Genomic DNA, 20,377 nt, shown 5'->3' with positions numbered 1-20,377 from the left:
AGAAGCCAGCCTTCAACTTGCACTTTTTAACTGTGGCGTTGTGTTTGCGGCCGGCTAAATCTCGTATTCCATGAGGAGTTCGTCGTCCATCGCCGGCAGTTTGGCGAGATCGAGCCCCGAAATCGAAATCTGGTTGGTGCGGGCGACAAACAACGTCAGGGCCGGTTCACCGTCTGGGAAGACACAGCCAAGCAACAGGCGTTGGAACCGCACCGGTATGGCCGGGCCGTTTCGGGTGCGCGGGATCTGGCCACAGATATGATCCAGCCTGGCGCCGCCGTCCTCAAAGACCTTCGGGTAGGCCTGGGACATGAAATTGTCGAAGTCGGTGCCGACGGGATCTTCCTGGGAGAAGCGCCCGACGGCGCTCTTGGCCCATTCCCAGCCAAGCCAGGTGGCGTAGGAGGATTTCTCGCCGATCTCGACACAGAGCCAGCCGTCCCTGCGTTGGCGATACACAAGGCGGTAGGGCTTCATCTGCGTCATCGCCGGATGTTCAAGCTGCAGTTCCGACCGGCACCAGGCATCGAAGCCGCTGCGCAACATCGCAGGCCCGTCCTGCCAGAGGCGGCTCAGATGGTGCTGCTGGGCATGAAAGGAGTAGCCGTTGGCGTCCTGATAGGCGATGCGGTCCAGGTTGCTGCGGCTTCGGGTACGCACGCTCCTGCTCGACAGCCAGTTCTCGGCCAGTGCCAGAATCTCTTCGGCTTCCAGCCGGTGCTGTTCCCCGGCTTCGGTCAGGAAGTAGCGCCGGTTGCGCAGTTCCAGCAGCTTGATGCCGCGCATCTCCTCCAGGCTTTTGATGTGCCGGCGCACCGTTTGACGGGTGACGCCCAGAATTTCCACCGTTTCGGAAAGGTTCAGGGTACGGGCCAGGGTGGTGAAGGACTTGAGAATATCGAATAGGGTCGAGGGATGGCGATCATCGGGTGTGGGGGGAACAGCCAATGGTTTCAACCTGTTAGTTGGAAGATTGTACAAGTTATCGGGTCGGGCTCTGGGTTCTTGGGCGGCTCAGTTTGGTTGGGAACAATAATGTTCCATACCTGACCAAGAATCAACGGTTTAAGCAAATCAATGCTCCTCTATGGGTGTGTTCTTATAGGCTTGATTCATCCCTGAGTTTTATCAAACTGCGATACCGAAGAAACCAACAAATGGGATGGCGGGGGAGTGAGTTTGAGTCTGGTAGATCATCGTGTGGGAAAGCAGATCAACGAGGCGCGCCTGGAGAGAAATCTGAGCCTTGACCAAGTCGGCTCCTTGCTTGGGGTAAGCCCGGAGCAGGTAAAGCTTTTCGAGGAAGACGAGCAAAGAATGCCGGCCGGTCTGCTCTACAGGCTCGCAGAGATTTTCGAGCTTCCGGTTACGGATTTTTTCAAGCACTAGCGCAGCGGCCCTGCGGATGCAGGAGCGGGCGCCATCGACGGAGGACAGTTTGCCGCCTTCCGTCGATAACAACACCCGGGCAACCGGGTTCGCGTACCGGCGGCACGGAGCAGCCGGGTGAGGTTTAGGCCACTTGCTTTTTGACCCCAGCAAGTGTGCTGAGACCGAGCCATTTCAGGAGGTTTTTCTGAAGCTCCTTGTCGCCGGTCAGCGCCAATCTGCCATCGTCAACGGCCTTTGTGACTGTGTCGAGGCCCATCCAGATTGCCGTCATGGTCCGCAGGTCGGTGCGGACGAAGAGGTCGACGTTGAAACCCGGCTCGACCCTGCAGAGGTCGGCACCGCTTTTCGGGTCGACGACGATCCACCAGTTGCGCTCCGCTGCCCGGTGTTCGGGATAGATGAACTGGATGACGTTTCGGCGCGCCGGTAGTTCGGGCACCTGGATGTTCCGGCGCATGTCCCACATGAGAAGCTCCGCGTCCAGGTTCTCAAGCTGCGGCTTGGTCTCGGTCCAGCGATGACCCCAGATCCCGATCGCCTCGATGATCGGCGCGAGTTCCTTGCCTGACCGGGTCAGGCGGTACTCCATGACTTCCGGTTCGCGCGGCACCGGCCTGCGCTGAACGACCCCGCAGTCTTCAAGTTCTTTCAGGCGCTTCGATAACAGCGCCGGCGACATGCGCGGTACGCCGCGGCGCAACTCGTTGAAGCGGGTCGAGCCCGCAACCAGCTCACGGATCAAGACGATCGTCCAGCGGGCGCCGAGAACCTCGGCTGCCATCGCGACGGGACAGAACTGCTGGTAGCTTCCTCCAGTCATTTTTTGATCCTCCCCTTTTCGGTTCGAGCTTACTGCCAAACCCGCGGCCCTGTCAGTTCAGATTCTATACCGGGTCGATTCAGTTCCAGAACTAGAGGACGCCAAGCCCTCTGTGGCATCTGCCTGTCGCCGCGTTGATACAGCCCCTCCGGCCTCTGCGCTCTTGGGGGGTTGGAAAGGAACTTATTCATGACTGCCCAATTGAAACCAAGTGATACGGTCCCCACTCCGACCGCCGCCCCGGCCCCGACCCTGGCCGCGGTGAAAGAAAAGCAGCAGGCGGCCTGGGCCTCCGGCGACTATGCCGTGGTGGGCACGACGCTTCAGATCGTCGGTGAACAGCTCTGCGAGACCCTGGACCTGCGGTCCGGCAGCAAGGTTCTGGATGTGGCTGCCGGAAACGGTAATGCGACCCTGGCCGCCGCGCGCCGCTTCTGTAGCGTCACCTCCACCGATTATGTCGAGAGCCTGCTGAACAAGAGCCGCGAGCGGGCGGCAGCGGAGCACCTGGACGTTGCTTTCCAGATTGCCGATGCAGAAGCCTTGCCCTTCGACGAGGGCAGTTTCGATGCCGTGCTTTCCACCTTCGGGGTCATGTTCACGCCCGACCAGGCAAAAGCCGCGGCGGAACTCAGCCGGGTATGCCGTTCCGGCGGGCGAATTGCCCTGGCCAACTGGACACCGCCGGGCTTCATCGGCCAAGTCTTCAAGACCATTGGAAAGCATATCCCGCCGGCACCCGGGATGAGGTCTCCGGCCCTCTGGGGCACCCGCGAAGCCCTGGAGGACTTGTTCGGTGACACGGCGGCTTCCATCGAACTGACGCCGCGCCTGTTTAATTTCCGCTATCACTCGGCGGATCATTTCATGGAAGTCTTCCGGACCTACTATGGGCCGATACACAAAGCCTTTCTGGCTCTGGGGGATGCCGGCGGTGCCCTCGATACCGATCTGCGCGCTCTGCTGGACCGCTTCAATGTCGCCACCGACGGCACGCTGGTGGTGCCCTCGGAATACGTCGAAGTGGTGATCCGGAAAGCCTGAGCCGGGCGGCCCCGGCCTTGCAGGGCCGGGGCTTCTTCCGGCGGGCCGGTCGCAGCCCTGGCTCTCGCCTTGGCCGTCAGCCTGTTGCGGCCAGGGCGGTTGCCTGGTCTGACAGGCCGGCGCCGATGCCCACCATGCGCACGGCGTGTTCGGCGGCGTGGGTCAACAGCTTGCACCCGCTGACCATGGCCTCGTCCAGCGAGCAGGGCGCCTTGATGATGCTGGCATAGGCGTCGATGCCGTGGTTCAGGTTGGTATAGGCGCCCTTGCCGATACTGCCGGCCAGCACGATGACCGGAACGCCGTGGCGCTTGGCGCGGGTCGCGACCTCCACCGGCACCTTGCCGTAGGGCGTCTGATCGTCAAGTCTGCCCTCTGCCGTCAGCACCAGATCGACTTTCCGCAGTTGGCGTTCGATGTCGAAGTATTGCATCACGATGTCGTAGCGCGGATGCAGCCTGGCACCGATCAGGGCCTTGAGCCCGGCGCCGAGGCCACCCGAAGCGCCGCAACCGGGTTCCCGGCCGATGTCGGGTCCGACATCCCGGCGGATCAGCGCTGCATAGGTTTCCAGCGACCGCTCAAGTTCCTCGACCTGTGCTGGCGTCGCCCCCTTCTGCGGCCCGAAAACCCGCGCCACGCCGCGCCGGCCAAGCAATACGTTCTTCCAGTTGACCGCGGCATCGATACGGACACCGTCCAGCCGCGGATCGCGGTCCGACAGGTCGATGTGGTGCAGGCGTGCAAGTTCCGACCCGCCCGGGCCGAGATGCTGGCCGCAATCGTCGATCAGGCGAACGCCGAGCGCCTGGGCCATGCCGGCGCCGCCATCGTTGATGCCCGAATCGCCGCAACCGACAATGATGCGCTCCGCCCCGGCGTCCAGTGCGTGAGAGATCAGCTCACCGACCCCGAAACTGGTGGTGTGCCGCGGGTCGCGCCGGTCTTTCGGTACCAGGCGCAGGCCGGCCGCCGCCGCCATTTCGATCACCGCCGTCTTGCGGTCGCTGCCGCCCAGGAAGCCGAAGTGTGCATCGACCATGTCCACCACCGGCCCGGTCACCCGGGCGTGGTGCAGCGTGCCGCCGGTGATGGCGACAAGTCCCCTGGTGAATCCCTCGCCGCCATCGACCATGGGAATCTTGGTGATCTGTGCGTCGGGCATGGCGGTCAGCACACCGTGCTCGATGCAATCAGCCGCCTGCGGTGCGCTAAGACCTTCTTTGAAGCCTGAGGGGGCGATCAGCACGCGCATTTTGAGAACTCCTTTGTTGAGGGTTTGGGGGTGAGGGGCGGTGGGATTTTCAGCCGCTAAGCGGCAGGCCCAGCCAGGGCCAGACATAAAGGGAGAAGATCACCAGGAGCCCGAGGTGCAACGGCAGCAGCACCGCGCTGAGCGCCAGCAGGTCGCCGGGCTTGAACGTCGGGCCGTCCAACTCGCTCATCATGGCCAGCGGTTTGGCGCTGACCGGCAGGGTCAGGCAGTAGCCCGTGGCGATGGCGGTGATGATGGCGAAGGCGGCGGGGTTGTAGCCGAGAGAGATGGCGATCGGCAGGATCATCGGCACCAGGATCGATGCCCGTGCCATGCGCGAGGTAACGACCAGATGCGCCAGCAGACAGACCGTCGCCACCATGGCCAGGAGCGCGGCCGTGTCGGCGCCGCCAAGCGGCATCGCCCGGAACAGGCTGTCGACGGCCCAGCCGGCACCGCCGGAGCCGATCAACGCATCGCCCAGTTGCAGGCAGGCGGCCATGAACAGCAACAGATTCCAGTCGATGCTTTGCACCGCCTGTTTGAAGGTCAGCACGCCCAGGCCCGGTGCCGTTACCGCAAGCGCGCCGACCAGGGCGACCGTGACGTTGTCGATGCCGTGCAGGGATTGCGTACACCAAAGGACGACCAGGCTCGCGGAGATTGAAAGCACGAATTTCTCCCGCGCCGTCAGTCGCTGCGTGGCCGGGGTGGGCTGCGGTTGATCGCCGCTGCTGACCAGCGGGCGTTCGCGCTCTGCTTTGCCGAGGAAAAGGGTAAGGATCACCCAGGTGGAGAGGAAGCAGCTGACCACCGCAAAGGGCAGGCCGAGGGTCATCCAGCGGAGGTAGTCGATACGCTCGCCGGTCAGACGCCAGATCGCGTCGGCAGCCAGAATGTTGGCGCCGGCGCCGATCAGCGACCCGGCCGAGGACAACAGGATGACGGTCGGGATCAACAAAGCCAGGGCGCGGGTGACCCGCGGATTGGCGACCTGGCCGGCGATGGTGAGAAACACCGGCAACATCAGGGCCGCCCGGCCCGAGGTGGAGGGCATGACCATTGCCAGGACAAGCATCGCGCCGGTCAGCGCGTAGAATGTGCGCGCGACGCTGCGCGAATTTCGCACCAGTGGGGCGGTAATCCGCTGGGCGAGTCCGGAGAGGGTGATCGCTTTCGCGATGACGAAGGCGGCCAGCAAGAGCCCGATCATGCCGTGGCCGAGGGCACCCAGGACGGTGGTGTCGAATGAGCTGGTGCCGACGACCGCGCCGGCGCAGAGGGCGGCCAGGGCGATGAAGGTTTTATCGAGCCGCGACACCACCCAGAACACAACGGCGGCGGCGAAAGCGACCAAAGAAACGCGGGCGTCGGCAGAGATCCCGACCGGCAGATACCAAAGGCAGGCGCCGAGTGCGAAGGCCAGCGCGCTTGCGGCCAGGAATCGTCCCGGCAGCATTTGAATGGCTGCGGCCAGCTGCTGAATGTACCATTGTATTCTTAGTGCAGGCTTCAGGGCGCTCGGGTCGTTGGTCTCTGCCATGGCGGACACGGCCCGATAACTAATAGGCATTACTGCTTTCCTAACTTTCGGCCTCTGTCGGTGTCTGTGTCGGCTAGGACGCAGAACGTTCGGCCGGTAACAGGCATCTCCCTATGTGACGATCTCGTTGCAATTTTATGTAGGCTCGCCGCATGACGCCGCGTTGAGCCCGCGGTTAATGAAACATGACGGGAAAATGAAAATCAGATGACAGGTGATTAGACGGCCGAAACCCCATGGAACCGGGTGTTTTCGGCCTATCGAACCGTCGTCATGTGGTCATTGTTTCGGGATATTTCCCGCCGGGCGCGGTGTGGCCGTAGGCCCTCTTCGCCTGATGCGGCAATTGTCTGATCGTTGCAGCCTAGGGTAAGCATCCGTAACATCCCCGGCTGCAGGTTGGCCGTGGCGCGTTTTGGCACGGGCAGAGCAGCCTGTGCTGTCATGTCCGTAGAGAAGATGTTGCCCCTATGCCTTCAGTGCCCGGCCAGACGATGCTGTTTGAATTGCTCCGCTCCTATACCGTGTTGGCCCGCACGCTGAACCTCTCGGAGGCTGTCGAGGTCCTGGGAAGCACGCGCCAGACAGTGCGCCGGCATGTTGGGATTCTGGAGGAAATCAGAGGCGAGCGGCTCTTTGAGATGAAAAACCGGCAGTACCACCTCACCGAGGCGGGGGCCCGGTCGCTGAAGGAAGCCGAGGCCATTTTGGAGCGCGGCGAGGCCTGGCTGGCCGGCTACACCGAAGGCGACGACGGCCGGGTGCTGGTGCTGAACGACGAAGACGGCGGCCCGGTCTTTTGTGCGCAGAAACATCAGGTAAGCCGCCTCCGGATCGACAAATCGCCCCTTTTGCAATGTGGACTGCGATGCTGGGCGAATGCCAATGCCGCCATCGAATCGCCGGCGCTGGCTGCGATCCGTCCCTATCTGGTCGTCTATCGCCGTCACAGGGACGGATGGCTCTGCGTCGAGATCGGCGAAAAGTCGTCTTATGCTTCCTGGTTCGGTTGGGCCTGGGCGAAGAGCAACATCGGCAGTTTTGTTAAAGAGATGCCCGCTGGAACCGCCTACGCCAAGTTTATCTCGCAGGCCTATCAGAGTGTTCACGACGGACAGTCCGTTCGCCTTGACCACGTCCACACGTTGATGCCCAGAGAAAAGGGCGGACCGCTGCAGCCGGTCAGCTTTCAGCGGCTGCTGCTGGGTTGTGCTTTTCCGGATGGGGAGTTTGCCCTGATCCTCCTGGTCGACCGAACCTACAACGTCAGTATCGCCGGTCTCGCGGAAGACCGGATCAGGTCCATGCCGGAGGATTTATTGATGGCATTCGACCCAAAAGCGGCAGAAGAGCAAGAATAAACACACTTCTGAGGCTTAAGCTCTGTGTTTTCAGCCAAACGCAGGAGCAGAAAGTGGCCACAAAAGACCGTCTCACAGGTTCCCGGTTCGTCTCCACCATCACCGAACTGGTGGATGATCAGGGGATCACCTTGGAAACCGGCTCGGATTTCTCCTTTTTACAGAAGGCGTTGAAGGACCAGCCGGAGCGAAATGCTCTGGCGCCGCGTTTCAGTCCCCAGGGCAACGATCTGAACGAGGAAACGGCGTTCTGGATCCTGGGCCGCGACCCTCAGGGCGAGATCGTCCATACCCAGGCCGTGCGCACCATTGACCTGGAAGGATTGACCCTTGCGTCATATATGGACGCGCAGTTTCGCGACTTCACCCCCGCCGGTTATGGGATCGATATGCGCCGGTCTCAATACCGCGGAGCACCGGGCTCTCGCATGATCGCCGGTAAGGTCTGCTATCACGGCGAACTCTGGCTGAAAGGGGGGCCTGGCGGATACCGGGGCGCGGGGATGACCGCGATCCTGGCCCGGCTGGCGATGGCGATAAGCCTGGAGAAGTGGTCGCCGGACTACGTCTTCGGCTTCATGTTCCCCCTTGCGGCCTGTAAGGGCCTGGCGGCAAGGGAGGGATACATGCACACGGAGCCGGGCAGTCTCTATTGGGCGGTTCCGGGGCAGCGTGAAAAAATGGAGGTCTGGACCGTCTGGATGGGCCGGGAGGACATCCGCCACATTCTGCAGATCCCGCCGACGAGTCTGTTCGAGCAGTTGGAGGCCAGCCAGTTGCGCAGCCGAAGGGAGAAAGCCGCTTAGAGCAGATCCGGGTTGGATGGAATCGCTGAAAGCGATCCATCAAGCCGGTGAATCTGCTCTAACTGTTTGATAGCGACCGGATTCACATGTTCTGGAGCTTCGTCAGTACGTCGGGTCGAGTTTCAGGTAGTCGTAGCGGTCGCCGGACTTCACCGAGACTTCGCGGAAGCCGTCGGCACCTTTCAGGATCGTCAGGGGCACGTCGATACCGGCGTCGCCCAGGGCCCAGATCTTGCGATAGAACTCTGAGAGGTTGCTGACCGGCTCTCCGCCGACGGCGACGACGATGTCGCCTTCCATGACCCCGGCGGTGGCGGCGGGTCCGTCCGGTGAAACGCGGTTGATGAAGACATGCCCGCGCAGTTCCTGGGTGAATAGGCCGAGCCAGGGCCTGGCCGGTCCGCCTGCGCGGCCCTGGCGCATCAGGTCGTCCATGATCGGCCTCAGCATGGAAATCGGCACGAACATGTTGCCGGGAAAGGTCTCGCCGGGGGCGAGGGCATCGCCGACGATCAGCGAGCCGATGCCCAGCAGGCGGCCGTCGGCGCCGATCAGCGCCGCACCGCCGAAGGCGCGGTAGGGCGGGGCGGTGAAGATGGCGTTGGGCAGCAGGTATTCCCAGTATCCGGCGAACTCCCGCCGCGACACGACCATGGCCGCGCTGGGCCCGTCGGGTCCGGCGACCAGAACCTGGGTCTGTTCCGACAGGGCATCGGAATCGCCCAGCTCGATGGGGGCGACGTTCAGGGTGGTTGCCGGGCGCAGCAGGCCGAAACCGGTATCGTAGTCGTAGGCCACGATGTCCGCCGGCACCGTCTCGCCGTCCTGCAGCACCACTTCGGCCTGTACGGCTTCGAGGATCAGGTAGCCGATGGTCAGCACCAGTCCGTCGGCGCCGATCACAACGCCGCCGCCTTCGCGTTCCGTGCCCAGGGTACCGGCGGTGCGCGCCGAAGGCGGCACCTCCGCCCGCACGCCGACGACGGCGCCCAGGGGATTGGTCTGGGCCGTCGCCGGGGCCAGAGGCAGGCCGATGAGGGTAAGCAAACAAAGCAGCCCGAAGGTGAAAGCCTGTAGGCAACGGACAGCAGGAAAGAGCCGGATGTGTTTGGTCATGCCGCGTTCCTTGTTGTTACGGCGTTTCCCCCTGGTTTCCTTAACCATACCGCTTTTATCGAAATAGCGCGCCTTTCTGTCTTTTCCAGCAGGATTTCCGCGTGTTGATTGCGGCCAGGCAGGAACTGCCTTAGTCCTCAAGCAGATAGCCGTCCTGGCGGTGGGGCAGCGCGGTATTGCCGACGACCTTGGCGATGGCCATGCCCGGGCGCACGTAGCGGTGCAGTCGGCGGGAGAGAACGATGCCGCTGGCCTGGCTGACGACGGGGTGGCGTGCCTTGTCCGGCTCCGCCGCTGGATCGACGATCCAGGCCAGGGTGTCGCCGGCCTCGACCCGGTCGCCGAGCTGCACCGCGTAGGCCAGAACGCCGCCGCAGGGTGCGCGTACCGAATCGGTGGCGTCCAGGTTGGTGGCGTCGCAGAGCGGTGCCGGCGGCGGCGGGGTCTCGCCGGCGATCACGCCGAAGCGCTGCAGCGAATGGAAAAGCGCCTGGGCATCGCCGGCGGCCAGTTCATCGTTCACGTCGGAAGTCCCTCGCAGCTCGACGGTGGCCGACAGGCAGGCCGCCGGAATCGGGTGCTGCGGATAGCGCGCCGCCAGACGGGTCCAGGGGGTCGAGAAGGTTTCGTCGAAGGAGTTGCCGCCGGAGTCGTCGGCCAGCAGCACCGCATGGCAGCCGAGATCGGCGGCGAAGTCGGCGGCCTGCGGCCAGTGCGCCGGGATCAGGAACAGATGCATCAGCGATTCGTCGTCGCAGTGCAGGTCCCAGACCAGATCCGCGTCTGCTGCGAGGGAGGCGAGGGCGAGGCGCAGCGAATGCATCTCGCTGCCCGCTTCCTGCCCGGCCAAATGGTCGCTGAGGGCTTTGCGGATCGCGGTGACGTTGGCCGCCGCGTCGCCGCCCAGCTTGTCGGCCAGGCCGTCGGCGATGGGGGTGAAGAGGTCCGGCCAGTTGCGGTTGAAGTTGCCGCCACCGCCCACCTCACAGCGCCCCAGGTGGACGCTGTTGTTGAACTGGGCGAGGCCGATGGGGTTGGCGTAGGGCACCAGGATCACTTCGCCCTGGATCTCGCCACGTTCTTCTGCCGCCGCCAGCAGGCGGTGGAGATGGTGCTGGACCAGCAGGCCCGGGGTCTCATCGGCGTGGAGGGAGGCCTGCAGATAGGCCTTCGGCCTGGCGCCGGCCTCGCCGAAGCGGTGCACCGTCAGGGTCCGGCTGGTCCCGGGGGTTGCTGTCAGAAGGGGAAGGGTTTCGGTCCGCCGGGGCATAAAGGATTCCTTTTCGGATGGTGCAGCGTGGCATGAAAGGCGGCGCAACCGGGGTGGTCAAGGCCGCTCTGGTAAGGCCATGTCAGTTTCTCGTCAGTTTATCGCCGGGGCGCGGTTTTCCGAGCGTGAGCCCCGGGCGGGCTTGCGCTATAAAAGGGCCATGTCAGATCTTTTTGCGGCCGCGACTCCGGCCCATCCCTATCCCTATCTCGACGCTCTGAACGAGGGCCAGCGGGCGGCTGTCGAGGCGTTGGACGGCCCGGTTCTGGTGCTGGCCGGCGCCGGGACCGGCAAGACCCGCGTCCTCACCACCCGTCTGGGGCACCTTTTGATGACCGGCCGGGTACGCGCGCCCGGCGAACTGCTGGCCGTCACCTTCACCAACAAGGCGGCGCGGGAGATGAAGGACCGGGTCGCAGCCTTGCTGGAGCGGCCCTCGGTCGAGGGCTGGTGGCTCGGCACTTTCCATGCCATTGCCGTGCGCATCCTGCGCCGCAACCCGGAAGCTGTCGGCCTGCGCAGCAACTTCACCATTCTCGATACCGATGACCAGGTGCGTCTGGTGAAGCAGATCCTGCAGTCCGAGGCGGTGGATGAGAAGAAGTGGCCGGCGCGCGCGCTGCTGTCGATTTTCGAGCGCTGGAAGGACCGCGGCCTGACGCCGGAAAAGGTTTCGGCGGGCGAAGCCGGCGATTTCGCCCGCGGCCGGGCGGTCGAGCTTTACAAGGCCTACCAGGAGCGTCTCAGAACCCTGAACGCCTGCGACTTCGGCGACCTGCTGCTGCACAACCTGACGCTCTTCCAGAACGAGCCGGAGGTTCTGGCCGACTATCACCGGCGCTTCCGCTATATCCTGGTCGACGAGTATCAGGATACCAACGTGGCGCAGTATCTCTGGTTGCGTCTGCTGGCCCAGGGCCACAAGAACATCTGCTGCGTCGGCGATGACGACCAGTCGATCTATGGCTGGCGCGGGGCGGAGGTCGGCAACATCCTGCGCTTCGAGGAGGACTTTCCCGGCGCCAAGGTGATCCGGCTGGAGCGTAACTACCGCTCCACCGGCCGCATCCTGGCCGCCGCCTCCGGCCTCATCGCCCACAACGAGGGGCGCCTCGGCAAGACCCTTTGGACCGAGGGCGACGAGGGCGAGAAGCTGCGCCTGCGCGGGCTTTGGGACGGTGAAGCCGAAGCGCGCTTCGTCGGCGAAGAGATCGAGGCGATGCAGGCGCGCGACAAGGATCTCGATCTCAATCAGATCGCCATCCTGGTGCGCACCGGCGCCCAGACCCGTGAGTTCGAAGAGCGCTTCATCACCCTCGGCCTGCCTTATCGTGTGGTCGGCGGGCCGCGCTTCTATGAGCGCATGGAAATCCGCGACGCGCTGGCCTACCTCAGGGTGATCCATTCGCCCGACGACGATCTGGCTTTCGAGCGGATCATGAACAAGCCCAAGCGCGGCCTCGGCAATGCCACCCTGCAACTGCTCTATAGGACCGCGCGGGCCGGCAACATTCCCCTGACCCTGGCGGTGCGCCGCCTTGTCGAGACCGATGAACTGCGCCCTGCCGCGCGCCGTGCGCTGGGCAACCTGTTGCGGGACTTCGACCGTTGGCGCGCCATGGTGGAGACCACACCGCACCCCGAACTGGCCGAGATCGTGCTGGAGGAATCCGGTTACACCGAGATGTGGATGAACGACAAGTCGCTGGAGGCGCCGGGGCGGCTGGAGAACCTGAAGGAGTTCGTGAACGCGCTGGGTGAGTTCGAAAATCTGGCCGGCTTTCTGGAGCATGTCTCCCTGGTCATGGAGGCGCTGTCGCAGGAGGGCCAGGACGTGGTCACCATCATGACCCTGCATGCCGCCAAGGGCCTGGAGTTCGACACCGTCTTCCTGCCGGGCTGGGAGGAGGGACTGTTCCCCAACCAGCGCGCCCTCGACGAAACCGGCCGCAGCGGCCTGGAGGAAGAGCGCCGCCTCGCCTATGTCGGCCTGACGCGGGCGCGCAAGCAGGTCGTTATCTCCTTTGCCGCCAACCGGCGCATGCATGGCTCCTGGGCGGCGGCGATTCCTTCGCGCTTCGTCGACGAGCTGCCCAGCGAGCACGTGGCGCAGGAGAGCGACCACGGTGTCTACGGTGCGGCGGCCTCGGCCTTTGGCGGCATGAGCGAATGGAGCGAGGCACGGGTCAGCCCCGGCCTTGCGCGGGCGAAATCCCGTCGCGGCGAGACCGGTTCGCCCTTCATCGACGTGACCCCGACCCGCATCGAGACCATCGCCAGCGGCGCCTTCCAGCGTGGCGACCGGGTCTTTCATCAGAAGTTCGGTTACGGCAGTATCGCTTCGGTCGAAGGCGAGCGCCTGAATATCAGCTTCGACAAGGCCGGCGAAAAGAAGGTGATCGCCAGCTTCGTCGTGCCGGCCGATCAGGCCGGCTAGATCGTTTTCGACTGACGCCGAAGCGGTTCCAGCCCGCACGCCTATCCCTGGAGAAAGAATTTTGACGGCGACCTACTGCCTGACCCTGGCCCTGCCGGAGCCGTCGCTGACGGCTTTCGAGGCGGTCTTCGAGCCCTTGGGCGGGGCGCTGGTCACGGGCGGCAAAGATGCGGCCGGCCTGATTCCCTGGCAGCTTTATCTTGCCGACCCGCCCGGCCCCGAGGAACTCGACCGCCTGCTGACCCTTGGCGCGGAAACCGCCGGTATCGAGACTCCCGGTCATCGCCTCGAGCAACTGCCGGAGGTTGACTGGGTGGCGGAAAGCCAGCGCTCCCTGCCGGCCATCACGGCGGGGCGCTTTCGCATCCGCGGCTCCCACATCACCGGGCCCGCCCCCTGGGGGGCCATCGACCTGCTGATCGATGCGAATGCCGCTTTCGGAACCGGGCGTCACGAGACCACCCGCGGCTGCCTTCTGGCGATGCAGGCCCTGGCGAAGCGGCGCTCCGTCGAAAAGGTTCTGGATATGGGCTGCGGGTCGGGCGTTCTGGCCATGGCGGCGGCCCGGCTCTGGCCCTGTTCGGTCCTGGGCGTCGACAACGACGCGCCCTCCCTGGTGGTGACCAGGGAAAACCTGCGCAGCAACGGGGTGAGCGACCGGGTTACGGTCATGCTGAGCGATGGTTTTCGCCGGGCGGAGATCCGCGCCCGGGGCCCCTATGACCTGATCCTGGCGAACATTCTGGCCGCACCGCTCTGCGCCATGGCCCAGGATCTGCGCTGTCATCTGGCGCCGGGCGGGGTGGTGGTTCTCTCCGGCCTGCTGGTCAGTCAGGAACAGCCGGTGATCGCCCGCTACCGCGCGGCCGGCCTGCGCCTCGTGACGCGCTATCGTCTGGCGGAGTGGTCGACCCTTGTCCTGGCTGGATAGGGTGTTGGCTGGATGGGGTCCTGGCTGGTGAGCGGCCCCCCGGAAAGGGAAATGGCGGCGCCCCCGGACCGAGATCCGGAGAAACGCCGCCACACTTCGCCTTCCTGGCGAAAATGCCGTGAAGGCTGCTTTCCTGTCCCTCGGTCGGTCAGGCCGCTGAGGTGTGCCCCAGGTTCTCGTTCGCCGCGGCGGGCTGGCCGACGATCGCCCGGCCGAGATTGGCGAGGCTGTGCGTCGCCGGGATCTTGATCCCTTCGACAACGGCAGAGGTCTGCTCTGTGCTGCGCTGATCGCCGTTTTGTCTGGCGGCCAGGGAATCGGCAATGCGCCTGATGTCGACACGCTGGATGCCGATGTCCGCCAACATTTGGTCGGACAGGGCCGAGAGCGCGCTGATGGTTTTACGCTTCAGATAGGCGCGCTTTGTCCAATCGGCCAGCATGTGCCAGACCGAGCGATGCGCTGTGCGGGGCGCAGTGGCCTCCACGGCGGTGGCCTCCACGGCGGTCGCGGCGATCTGGCCGCGGTTCAGACCGATGTCAGCCAGAGCCCGGTCGCTCAGCGTCGAGAGCTCGCGCAGCGTGCGGCGGCGCTGCTGGGCGCGGCCGAGTGCTGAGAAAAGGGCGGTCAGCCCCGACAGGCGGGCAATGGCGCTGAAGCCCTTGCTCGTCCATTCGGCGGTGAACTGGGCCCTCAAGCGGCGGGCGGTTTGAACGGCAGTCAAAACGTCAACAGATCGAGGGTCCCACCGCACTTCGGCACCGCTCTGGGCGGCTTGGTGAAGATCGTTTAGGCGGGTCATTGTTTTTGCTCCAAATTAACTAATTCTGCTTCTCAGGCCTTGCCAAGCGGCTCAGAAGCAATGACTTTTCATGATTAGAGATACGTGCTGCGGGCCAAAAACGAAGCCAATTTTTTTGCACTGCAGCATTGCATCGGCTGCATGATAGGAATTGGGAATAAACCGGCGGGGTGCCGGGAAGGATCAGAACCAATGGGAAGTCCGGACTCCGGGAACATTTCACCCAGTGAAGCTGGGGAAACCGCCGATCACGGCGCCAGGCTGGCGGCTCTGAGGGCCGAGCTTGCCCGCCGGGAGGTCCAGGGTTTCCTCATTCCCCGGGCCGACGAGCATCAGGGGGAGTATGTCCCGGCCTCGGCCCAGCGCCTGGAATGGCTGACCGGTTTCAGCGGTTCTGCCGGAACCGCCGCGGTTCTGCCGGAAACGGCGGCTGTCTTCATTGACGGACGCTATACGCTACAGGTCCGGAACGAGGTCGATGTGGACCTCTTCACCCCGCGCCATCTGACCGAGGAACCGCTCTCTGCCTGGTTGGCGGAGGGACTGAAACCGGGACAGCGCCTGGCCTATGACCCCTGGCTGCATACCGAGGACCAGGTGCGGCGGCTGGAAAAGACTCTGGCCGCAGCAGAGGCCGAGGCGGTTGCCCTGTCGGATAACCCGCTGGACGCCGTCTGGCACGACCGGCCGGCGGTGCCACAGGCCGAGATCCGGGCCCACGACCTCAGCTATGCGGGCCGGGAAAGCGCGGACAAGCGTGAAGGCCTGGGCAAGGCGCTAACGAAACAAGGGGTCGCCGCCGCGGTGATCACCCTGCCGGATTCCATCGCCTGGCTGTTGAACGTGCGCGGCGGCGATGTCGAACGCTCGCCCCTGCCGCTTTCCTTTTCGGTGCTGCATGCCGATGGCGCGGTGGAATGGTTTGTCGACGCGGCGAAGGTGAGCGACGGCCTGGCTCAACATCTCGGCAACGCCGTATCCATTCAGGCGCCCCAGCGCCTGGGTGAGGCCCTGGACCGTCTGGGCGTGCAGGGCGCCAAGGTTCTGGCCGATCCGGCGACCGCGGCACGCTGGATCTTCGACCGCCTGCGGGCTGCCGGTGCGGCGATTGAGCAGGGTGCCGATCCCTGCCAGTTGCCCAAGGCCTGCAAGAACGAAACCGAGCTGGCGGGCACCCGCGCGGCCCACAAGCGTGATGGGGCGGCGCTCTCACGCTTTCTGCACTGGCTCGACTCTGCGGTCGCGCAGGGACAGGCGGTGACCGAGATGGCCGCCGCCGACCGTCTGGCGGCCTTTCGCGGCGAGGCCGGCGATCTGCGCGATCTGTCTTTCGACACTATTGCCGGATCCGGCCCGAACGGCGCCATCGTCCACTACCGCGTGAGTCCGCAGAGCGACCGGCAGCTTGCACAGGGCGAGCTGTTTCTCTGCGATTCCGGGGCCCAGTATCCGGACGGCACCACCGACGTCACCCGTACGGTTGCCATCGGCACGCCCGATAAGGAAATGTGCGCGCGGTTTACCCTGGTTCTCAAGGGTCACATTGCCCTTGGCGCGGCCCGCTTTCCCGAAGGCACCTCCGGCAGCCAGTTGGATAGTCTGGCGCGCTATGCGCTTTGGCAAAACGGCTTGGACTACGACCACGGCACCGGGCACGGGGTCGGCAGCTATCTGAACGTTCACGAAGGCCCGCAGCGCATCTCAAAGATGCCGAACTCAGTCGCCCTGCAGCCGGGGATGATCGTTTCCAACGAGCCCGGCTATTACAAGACCGGTGCTTACGGGATCAGGATCGAGAATCTGGTGGCGGTTACGGAGTCGTCGCGGGCGGCGGGGGAGGAACGCGCCATGCTGGCCTTCGAAACCCTGACCCTGGCGCCCATCGACCGGCGGCTCATCGTGCCCGCCATGCTGACCGCGGATGAAATCGACTGGGTGGATGCCTATCACGCCCGTGTCCGGGCGGAGATCGGCCCGCAGCTCGACGGGGAAGCGCGGGTCTGGTTGGAACAGGCGACGGCGCCGCTTCAGGCGGGGTGAGGTTCTAGGCCTCGTCGTCCTGGGTCTCGAACAGGGCTTTCATGTAGGAATGCTGAATATCCTGGATGTGGCGCGCGATATCGGCCAGATCCTGACCAATCCGCTCCGCCATCTGCAGATCCTCGCTGATGTAGAGGTCCGTCGGCTCGGCCCAGCGCTGGGTCATGTGAATAAGGGCCCTGTACGCCGCTTTCTCATGCGCCCGGTCGCCCTGGCCCAGTACCTGGACCTGCTCAAGGATGAATTCAAGACTGTTTTCGGCCGTCAGCATGGTTCCGCCTGCTTCCACTGGTGAAGCAGAGAACCTACGCGTTGCCGGTAAATAGAATGTTTAGGGAAACGAAGAAAAGCCGCTATCGCGCGGTTTTGTGAGTTTTTCGCCCCTGCGGAAAAAATACGATGGCGTGTGATCCATCGCTGATACGCTTACGTAACTTATATATACCCATTTGATTGCTGTAACTTGCGCCCCGCCTTTCCGGCGGGGCTTATTTTTTGCACCACATTTGCCGTCAGGATTGATTGGCGGTCGGATCGAAACCTCCGTGGATTTAGATCTCCAGGAAATTTCCGCCTCTCCGCAAAAGTTTCACCCGCTGCGCTCTTGCCGGGGGCGATATCGTACATAGTTAGTAAACCGTTAAGTCTACCACCGGGAGTTCCGCTCCCCCTCCGAAGCCGGGAGACCAAAAACAAGCCCGGCCGTCATGGCGTTTCCGACCCGGGGCGTCCCCGACTCAGGGCACACCTGATCCGGGGCATCCCCAATTCAGGCGTTTTGGGCAACGCCTTCACACACATAAGATCTGGAGCCGCAGGAATGGTGAAACTGCTGATCAATGGGGAGGAGCGTCAGATCGACGCTGCTCCGGATACCCCTTTGCTTTGGGTTCTTCGCGACGAACTGGGCATGACCGGAACGAAGTTCGGCTGCGGTGTGGCGCTCTGTGGCGCCTGCACCGTCCATGTCGACGGGATACCCGTGAGGTCCTGTTCGACGGCTGTCGAGGACGTCGAAGGCAGCGCGGTCACGACGATCGAGGCCGTCTCCGGCAAAGCGGCCGAGGCCGTTCAGACCGCTTGGGAGAAACTCGACGTCGTGCAGTGCGGATACTGTCAGTCTGGTCAGGTGATGTCGGCGATCGCCCTGTTGAGCGAGAACCAGAAACCGACCGACGAGGACATCGACGATGCGATGAGCGGCAATGTCTGCCGTTGCGCCACCTATGTCCGCATCCGCGCCGCGATCCACGAAGCCGCCAAGATGATGGAGACCTGACGCCATGCTTGCAGGATTGAAAAACAGCGCCACGGCGCCGGTTCCCCATGAGTCGGAAATTCCGGCGACCAACCGCCGGCAATTCCTCAAGGCCAGCGCCGCCGTCGGCGCCGGTCTCGTCATCGGCGTGGTGTTACCGCAGGCCGGCAATAAGATCGCCAAGGCAGCCGCCCCGGCGGGCACCGCGGCCCCGGTAAATCCCAATGCCTTTGTGCGCATTGCGCCGGACAGCAGCGTGACGGTGCTGATCAAGCACATCGAATTCGGCCAGGGCACCTATACCGGCCTCGCCACGCTGGTGGCCGAGGAACTGGACGCCGACTGGTCGCAGATGCGCGCCGAACATGCGCCAGCCGATGCCACGCTCTACAACAACCTCCATTGGGGCCCGGTTCAGGGTACCGGCGGCAGCTCCAGTACCGCGAATTCCTACACGCAGATGCGCCAGGCCGGTGCCGGGGCCCGCGCCCTGCTGGTGCTGGCGGCCGCCGACCTCTGGGGTGTTCCGGCCGGTGAGATCACCGTGGCCAAGGGTGTCGTCTCGCACGCTGCCTCGGGGAACACTGCAGGTTTTGGCGAGCTGGCGGAAAGGGCGGCAGAGATGGACGCCCCCGCCGAGGTAACCTTGAAAGATCCGGCGGACTTCACCCTGATCGGCAAGGACGTGCCGCGCCTCGATTCCCGCGCCAAAACCCGCGGCGAGGCGATCTACACCATGGACAAAACCCTGCCGGGCATGCTGACGGCAGTCTTGGCCCGCCCGCCGGTGTTCGGTGCGACCTTGGCATCCTTTGACGACACGGCGGCCCGCGCGGTGCCCGGCGTCACCGACGTGGTGGCCGTGCCGCAGGGCGTGGCCGTTCTCGCCGAGGGTTACTGGGCGGCCAAGAACGGCCGCGATGCTTTGGACATCGTCTGGGACGAGACCACGGGCGAGACCCGCGGCTCGGCGGAGATCATGGCCGAGTACAAGGGCCTGGCCGACCAGCCGGGCGACATGGTGCGCAGCGAAGGCGCAGTGGAAGAGGCACTGGCTTCGGCGGCCACGGTTCTGGAAGCCGACTACGAGTTCCCCTTCCTGGCCCATGCGCCGATGGAGCCGCTCGATTGCCTGGTGCAGCTCGGCCCGGACTCCTGCGATGTCTGGACGGGCTCGCAGATCCCCACGGTCGATCACGGTGCGGCCACGGCGATCAGCGGGCTGAAGCCGGAGCAGGTGCGCGTTCACACGCTCCTGGCCGGTGGCAGCTTCGGTCGCCGGGCGACGCCCAACGCCGATATGGTTTCCGAAGCGGTCAGCGTTGCCAAAGCCATCGATGGCCGGGCGCCGGTGAAAGTGATCTGGACCCGGGAAGACGACATCCAGGGCGGGCGTTACCGTCCGATGTACTTCCAACGGCTGCGCGCCGGGCTGGACGCCGAGGGCAACCTCGTCGCCTGGCACCACCGCATCGTCGGTCAGTCGATCATACGCAATACGCCCTTTGCGGATGCCTTGATCAAGAACGGCATCGACCAGACCTCGGTGGAGGGGGCGAACAACCTGCCCTATGCCATCCCCAACATGGCGGTCGATCTGCACACCACCGACGTGAACGTGCCGGTGCTGTGGTGGCGCGCCGTCGGCAGCACCCATACCGCCTATTCGACCGAAGCCTTCCTCGACGAACTGGCCGAGGCTGCCGGGCGCGACCCGGTCGAATTCCGCATGGCCATGCTGAAGGACCATCCGCGTCATGCGGCGGTGCTGAAGCTGGCGGCGGAAAAGGCCGGTTGGGGCAGCCCCCTGCCCGAAGGGCGGTCACGCGGCGTTGCGGTGCATGAGTCTTTTGCTTCCTACGTCGCCCAGGTGGCGGAGGTTTCCATCGACGGCGACGGCCAGATCAAGGTGGAGAAGGTGGTCTGCGCCGTCGACTGCGGCCTGGCGGTGAACCCGGACGTGGTGAAGGCGCAGATGGAAGGCGGCATCGGCTATGGCCTGGGCGCCATCCTGCACGACGCCATCACCCTGGACGGCGGGCGTGTGGAGCAGTCCAACTTCCACGACTACCTGCCGCTGCGCATCAATGAAATGCCGGAGGTCGAGGTCCACATCGTGCCCTCTGCCGAATTGCCGACCGGTGTCGGTGAACCCGGCACCCCGCCCGTCGGGCCGGCGGTCGCCAACGCCGTCTATGCCGCCACGGGACGGCGCATCAGACAGCTCCCCATGGCCCTGCATGGCCTGACCGGCGCATAGAAGTAGCTAAAGAACACCAGCTTCTGACCCCTCTCCGGCAGC

General features: G+C 64.3%; 17 protein-coding genes. 9 read left to right on the top strand and 8 right to left on the bottom strand.

The window, feature by feature from the left end; all coding sequences use genetic code 11:
* Window positions 1–54 precede the first annotated feature (54 nt).
* Window positions 55–948, bottom strand: coding sequence for a helix-turn-helix domain-containing protein (locus HBA54_RS08685; RefSeq protein WP_167223481.1), 894 nt, complete (start codon window positions 946–948; stop codon window positions 55–57).
* A 225-nt stretch (window positions 949–1,173) separates the two neighbouring features.
* On the opposite strand from HBA54_RS08685, the gene HBA54_RS29855 reads away from it, so the two are divergent.
* Window positions 1,174–1,389 carry a helix-turn-helix domain-containing protein gene (locus tag HBA54_RS29855; protein WP_167223479.1) on the top strand — a complete coding sequence of 72 codons (216 nt, stop codon included), beginning with the start codon at window positions 1,174–1,176 and terminating at the stop codon, window positions 1,387–1,389.
* Between the two features lie 124 nt (window positions 1,390–1,513).
* Here the strand turns inward: HBA54_RS29855 and HBA54_RS08675 are convergent, their stop codons facing one another.
* A complete protein-coding gene (locus HBA54_RS08675) occupies window positions 1,514–2,212 on the bottom strand; it encodes a winged helix-turn-helix transcriptional regulator (protein WP_167223477.1) in 699 nt (232 codons plus the stop codon).
* A 189-nt stretch (window positions 2,213–2,401) separates the two neighbouring features.
* On the opposite strand from HBA54_RS08675, the gene HBA54_RS08670 reads away from it, so the two are divergent.
* A complete protein-coding gene (locus HBA54_RS08670) occupies window positions 2,402–3,256 on the top strand; it encodes a class I SAM-dependent methyltransferase (protein WP_167223475.1) in 855 nt (284 codons plus the stop codon).
* 76 nt (window positions 3,257–3,332) lie between these two features.
* Here HBA54_RS08670 and HBA54_RS08665 read toward each other — a convergent pair whose 3' ends face one another.
* Both HBA54_RS08665 and HBA54_RS08660 read right to left on the bottom strand, forming a co-directional pair.
* On the bottom strand, window positions 3,333–4,511 hold the full coding sequence (locus HBA54_RS08665) for a glycerate kinase family protein (RefSeq protein ID WP_205944500.1): 1,179 nt from the start codon (window positions 4,509–4,511) through the stop codon (window positions 3,333–3,335).
* Between the two features lie 49 nt (window positions 4,512–4,560).
* Window positions 4,561–6,084 carry an SLC13 family permease gene (locus HBA54_RS08660; RefSeq protein WP_167223471.1) on the bottom strand — a complete coding sequence of 508 codons (1,524 nt, stop codon included), beginning with the start codon at window positions 6,082–6,084 and terminating at the stop codon, window positions 4,561–4,563.
* A gap of 440 nt (window positions 6,085–6,524) precedes the next feature.
* On the opposite strand from HBA54_RS08660, the gene HBA54_RS08655 reads away from it, so the two are divergent.
* Both HBA54_RS08655 and HBA54_RS08650 read left to right on the top strand, forming a co-directional pair.
* Window positions 6,525–7,415, top strand: coding sequence for a LysR family transcriptional regulator (locus tag HBA54_RS08655; protein WP_167223469.1), 891 nt, complete (start codon window positions 6,525–6,527; stop codon window positions 7,413–7,415).
* A gap of 53 nt (window positions 7,416–7,468) precedes the next feature.
* Window positions 7,469–8,221, top strand: a complete 753-nt coding sequence (locus HBA54_RS08650; RefSeq protein ID WP_167223468.1) for a hypothetical protein — start codon at window positions 7,469–7,471, stop codon at window positions 8,219–8,221.
* Window positions 8,222–8,323: 102 nt separating this feature from the next.
* Here HBA54_RS08650 and HBA54_RS08645 read toward each other — a convergent pair whose 3' ends face one another.
* The gene (locus tag HBA54_RS08645) at window positions 8,324–9,337 is read right to left on the bottom strand and encodes a S1C family serine protease (RefSeq protein ID WP_167223467.1); all 1,014 of its coding nucleotides are present in this window, start codon (window positions 9,335–9,337) and stop codon (window positions 8,324–8,326) included.
* A 130-nt stretch (window positions 9,338–9,467) separates the two neighbouring features.
* Window positions 9,468–10,607: a succinylglutamate desuccinylase/aspartoacylase family protein gene (locus HBA54_RS08640; protein WP_167223466.1), complete on the bottom strand. Its 1,140-nt coding sequence runs from the start codon at window positions 10,605–10,607 to the stop codon at window positions 9,468–9,470.
* Between the two features lie 160 nt (window positions 10,608–10,767).
* Between HBA54_RS08640 and HBA54_RS08635 the strand changes: the two genes are divergently transcribed.
* Together HBA54_RS08635 and HBA54_RS08630 are read left to right on the top strand one after the other, a co-directional pair.
* Window positions 10,768–13,044: an ATP-dependent helicase gene (locus tag HBA54_RS08635; protein WP_167223464.1), complete on the top strand. Its 2,277-nt coding sequence runs from the start codon at window positions 10,768–10,770 to the stop codon at window positions 13,042–13,044.
* Between the two features lie 61 nt (window positions 13,045–13,105).
* On the top strand, window positions 13,106–13,975 hold the full coding sequence (locus HBA54_RS08630; protein WP_167223462.1) for a 50S ribosomal protein L11 methyltransferase: 870 nt from the start codon (window positions 13,106–13,108) through the stop codon (window positions 13,973–13,975).
* A gap of 148 nt (window positions 13,976–14,123) precedes the next feature.
* Here the strand turns inward: HBA54_RS08630 and HBA54_RS08625 are convergent, their stop codons facing one another.
* Window positions 14,124–14,777, bottom strand: a complete 654-nt coding sequence (locus tag HBA54_RS08625) for a YjiS-like domain-containing protein (RefSeq protein WP_167223460.1) — start codon at window positions 14,775–14,777, stop codon at window positions 14,124–14,126.
* A 192-nt stretch (window positions 14,778–14,969) separates the two neighbouring features.
* On the opposite strand from HBA54_RS08625, the gene HBA54_RS08620 reads away from it, so the two are divergent.
* The gene (locus HBA54_RS08620) at window positions 14,970–16,817 is read left to right on the top strand and encodes an aminopeptidase P family protein (protein ID WP_167223458.1); all 1,848 of its coding nucleotides are present in this window, start codon (window positions 14,970–14,972) and stop codon (window positions 16,815–16,817) included.
* A gap of 4 nt (window positions 16,818–16,821) precedes the next feature.
* Here HBA54_RS08620 and HBA54_RS08615 read toward each other — a convergent pair whose 3' ends face one another.
* On the bottom strand, window positions 16,822–17,088 hold the full coding sequence (locus HBA54_RS08615) for a hypothetical protein (protein ID WP_167223456.1): 267 nt from the start codon (window positions 17,086–17,088) through the stop codon (window positions 16,822–16,824).
* Window positions 17,089–17,637: 549 nt separating this feature from the next.
* On the opposite strand from HBA54_RS08615, the gene HBA54_RS08610 reads away from it, so the two are divergent.
* Together HBA54_RS08610 and HBA54_RS08605 are read left to right on the top strand one after the other, a co-directional pair.
* Entirely contained in the window at window positions 17,638–18,096 is a 459-nt protein-coding gene (locus HBA54_RS08610; RefSeq protein ID WP_167223454.1) for a (2Fe-2S)-binding protein, read from the top strand.
* A 4-nt stretch (window positions 18,097–18,100) separates the two neighbouring features.
* On the top strand, window positions 18,101–20,335 hold the full coding sequence (locus tag HBA54_RS08605; RefSeq protein ID WP_167223452.1) for a xanthine dehydrogenase family protein molybdopterin-binding subunit: 2,235 nt from the start codon (window positions 18,101–18,103) through the stop codon (window positions 20,333–20,335).
* Window positions 20,336–20,377 lie beyond the last annotated feature (42 nt).

The organism is Pelagibius litoralis, from assembly GCF_011683915.1.
Lineage (GTDB): Bacteria > Pseudomonadota > Alphaproteobacteria > Kiloniellales > Kiloniellaceae > Pelagibius > Pelagibius litoralis.
Note: the sequence above shows the minus strand (reverse complement) of the source record. Positions and strands in the feature narration are given on the sequence as shown.

Excerpts from the sequence above, each read along its gene's own strand:
- HBA54_RS08675 (WP_167223477.1), bottom strand. The coding sequence starts at position 2,212 with ATGACTGGAGGAAGCTACCAGCAGTTCTGTCCCGTCGCGATGGCAGCC.
- HBA54_RS08670 (WP_167223475.1), top strand. The coding sequence starts at position 2,402 with ATGACTGCCCAATTGAAACCAAGTGATACGGTCCCCACTCCGACCGCC.
- HBA54_RS08665 (WP_205944500.1), bottom strand. The coding sequence starts at position 4,511 with ATGCGCGTGCTGATCGCCCCCTCAGGCTTCAAAGAAGGTCTTAGCGCA.
- HBA54_RS08660 (WP_167223471.1), bottom strand. The coding sequence starts at position 6,084 with ATGCCTATTAGTTATCGGGCCGTGTCCGCCATGGCAGAGACCAACGAC.
- HBA54_RS08655 (WP_167223469.1), top strand. The coding sequence starts at position 6,525 with ATGCCTTCAGTGCCCGGCCAGACGATGCTGTTTGAATTGCTCCGCTCC.
- HBA54_RS08645 (WP_167223467.1), bottom strand. The coding sequence starts at position 9,337 with ATGACCAAACACATCCGGCTCTTTCCTGCTGTCCGTTGCCTACAGGCT.
- HBA54_RS08640 (WP_167223466.1), bottom strand. The coding sequence starts at position 10,607 with ATGCCCCGGCGGACCGAAACCCTTCCCCTTCTGACAGCAACCCCCGGG.
- HBA54_RS08635 (WP_167223464.1), top strand. The coding sequence starts at position 10,768 with ATGTCAGATCTTTTTGCGGCCGCGACTCCGGCCCATCCCTATCCCTAT.
- HBA54_RS08625 (WP_167223460.1), bottom strand. The coding sequence starts at position 14,777 with ATGACCCGCCTAAACGATCTTCACCAAGCCGCCCAGAGCGGTGCCGAA.
- HBA54_RS08620 (WP_167223458.1), top strand. The coding sequence starts at position 14,970 with ATGGGAAGTCCGGACTCCGGGAACATTTCACCCAGTGAAGCTGGGGAA.
- HBA54_RS08615 (WP_167223456.1), bottom strand. The coding sequence starts at position 17,088 with ATGCTGACGGCCGAAAACAGTCTTGAATTCATCCTTGAGCAGGTCCAG.
- HBA54_RS08610 (WP_167223454.1), top strand. The coding sequence starts at position 17,638 with ATGGTGAAACTGCTGATCAATGGGGAGGAGCGTCAGATCGACGCTGCT.
- HBA54_RS08605 (WP_167223452.1), top strand. The coding sequence starts at position 18,101 with ATGCTTGCAGGATTGAAAAACAGCGCCACGGCGCCGGTTCCCCATGAG.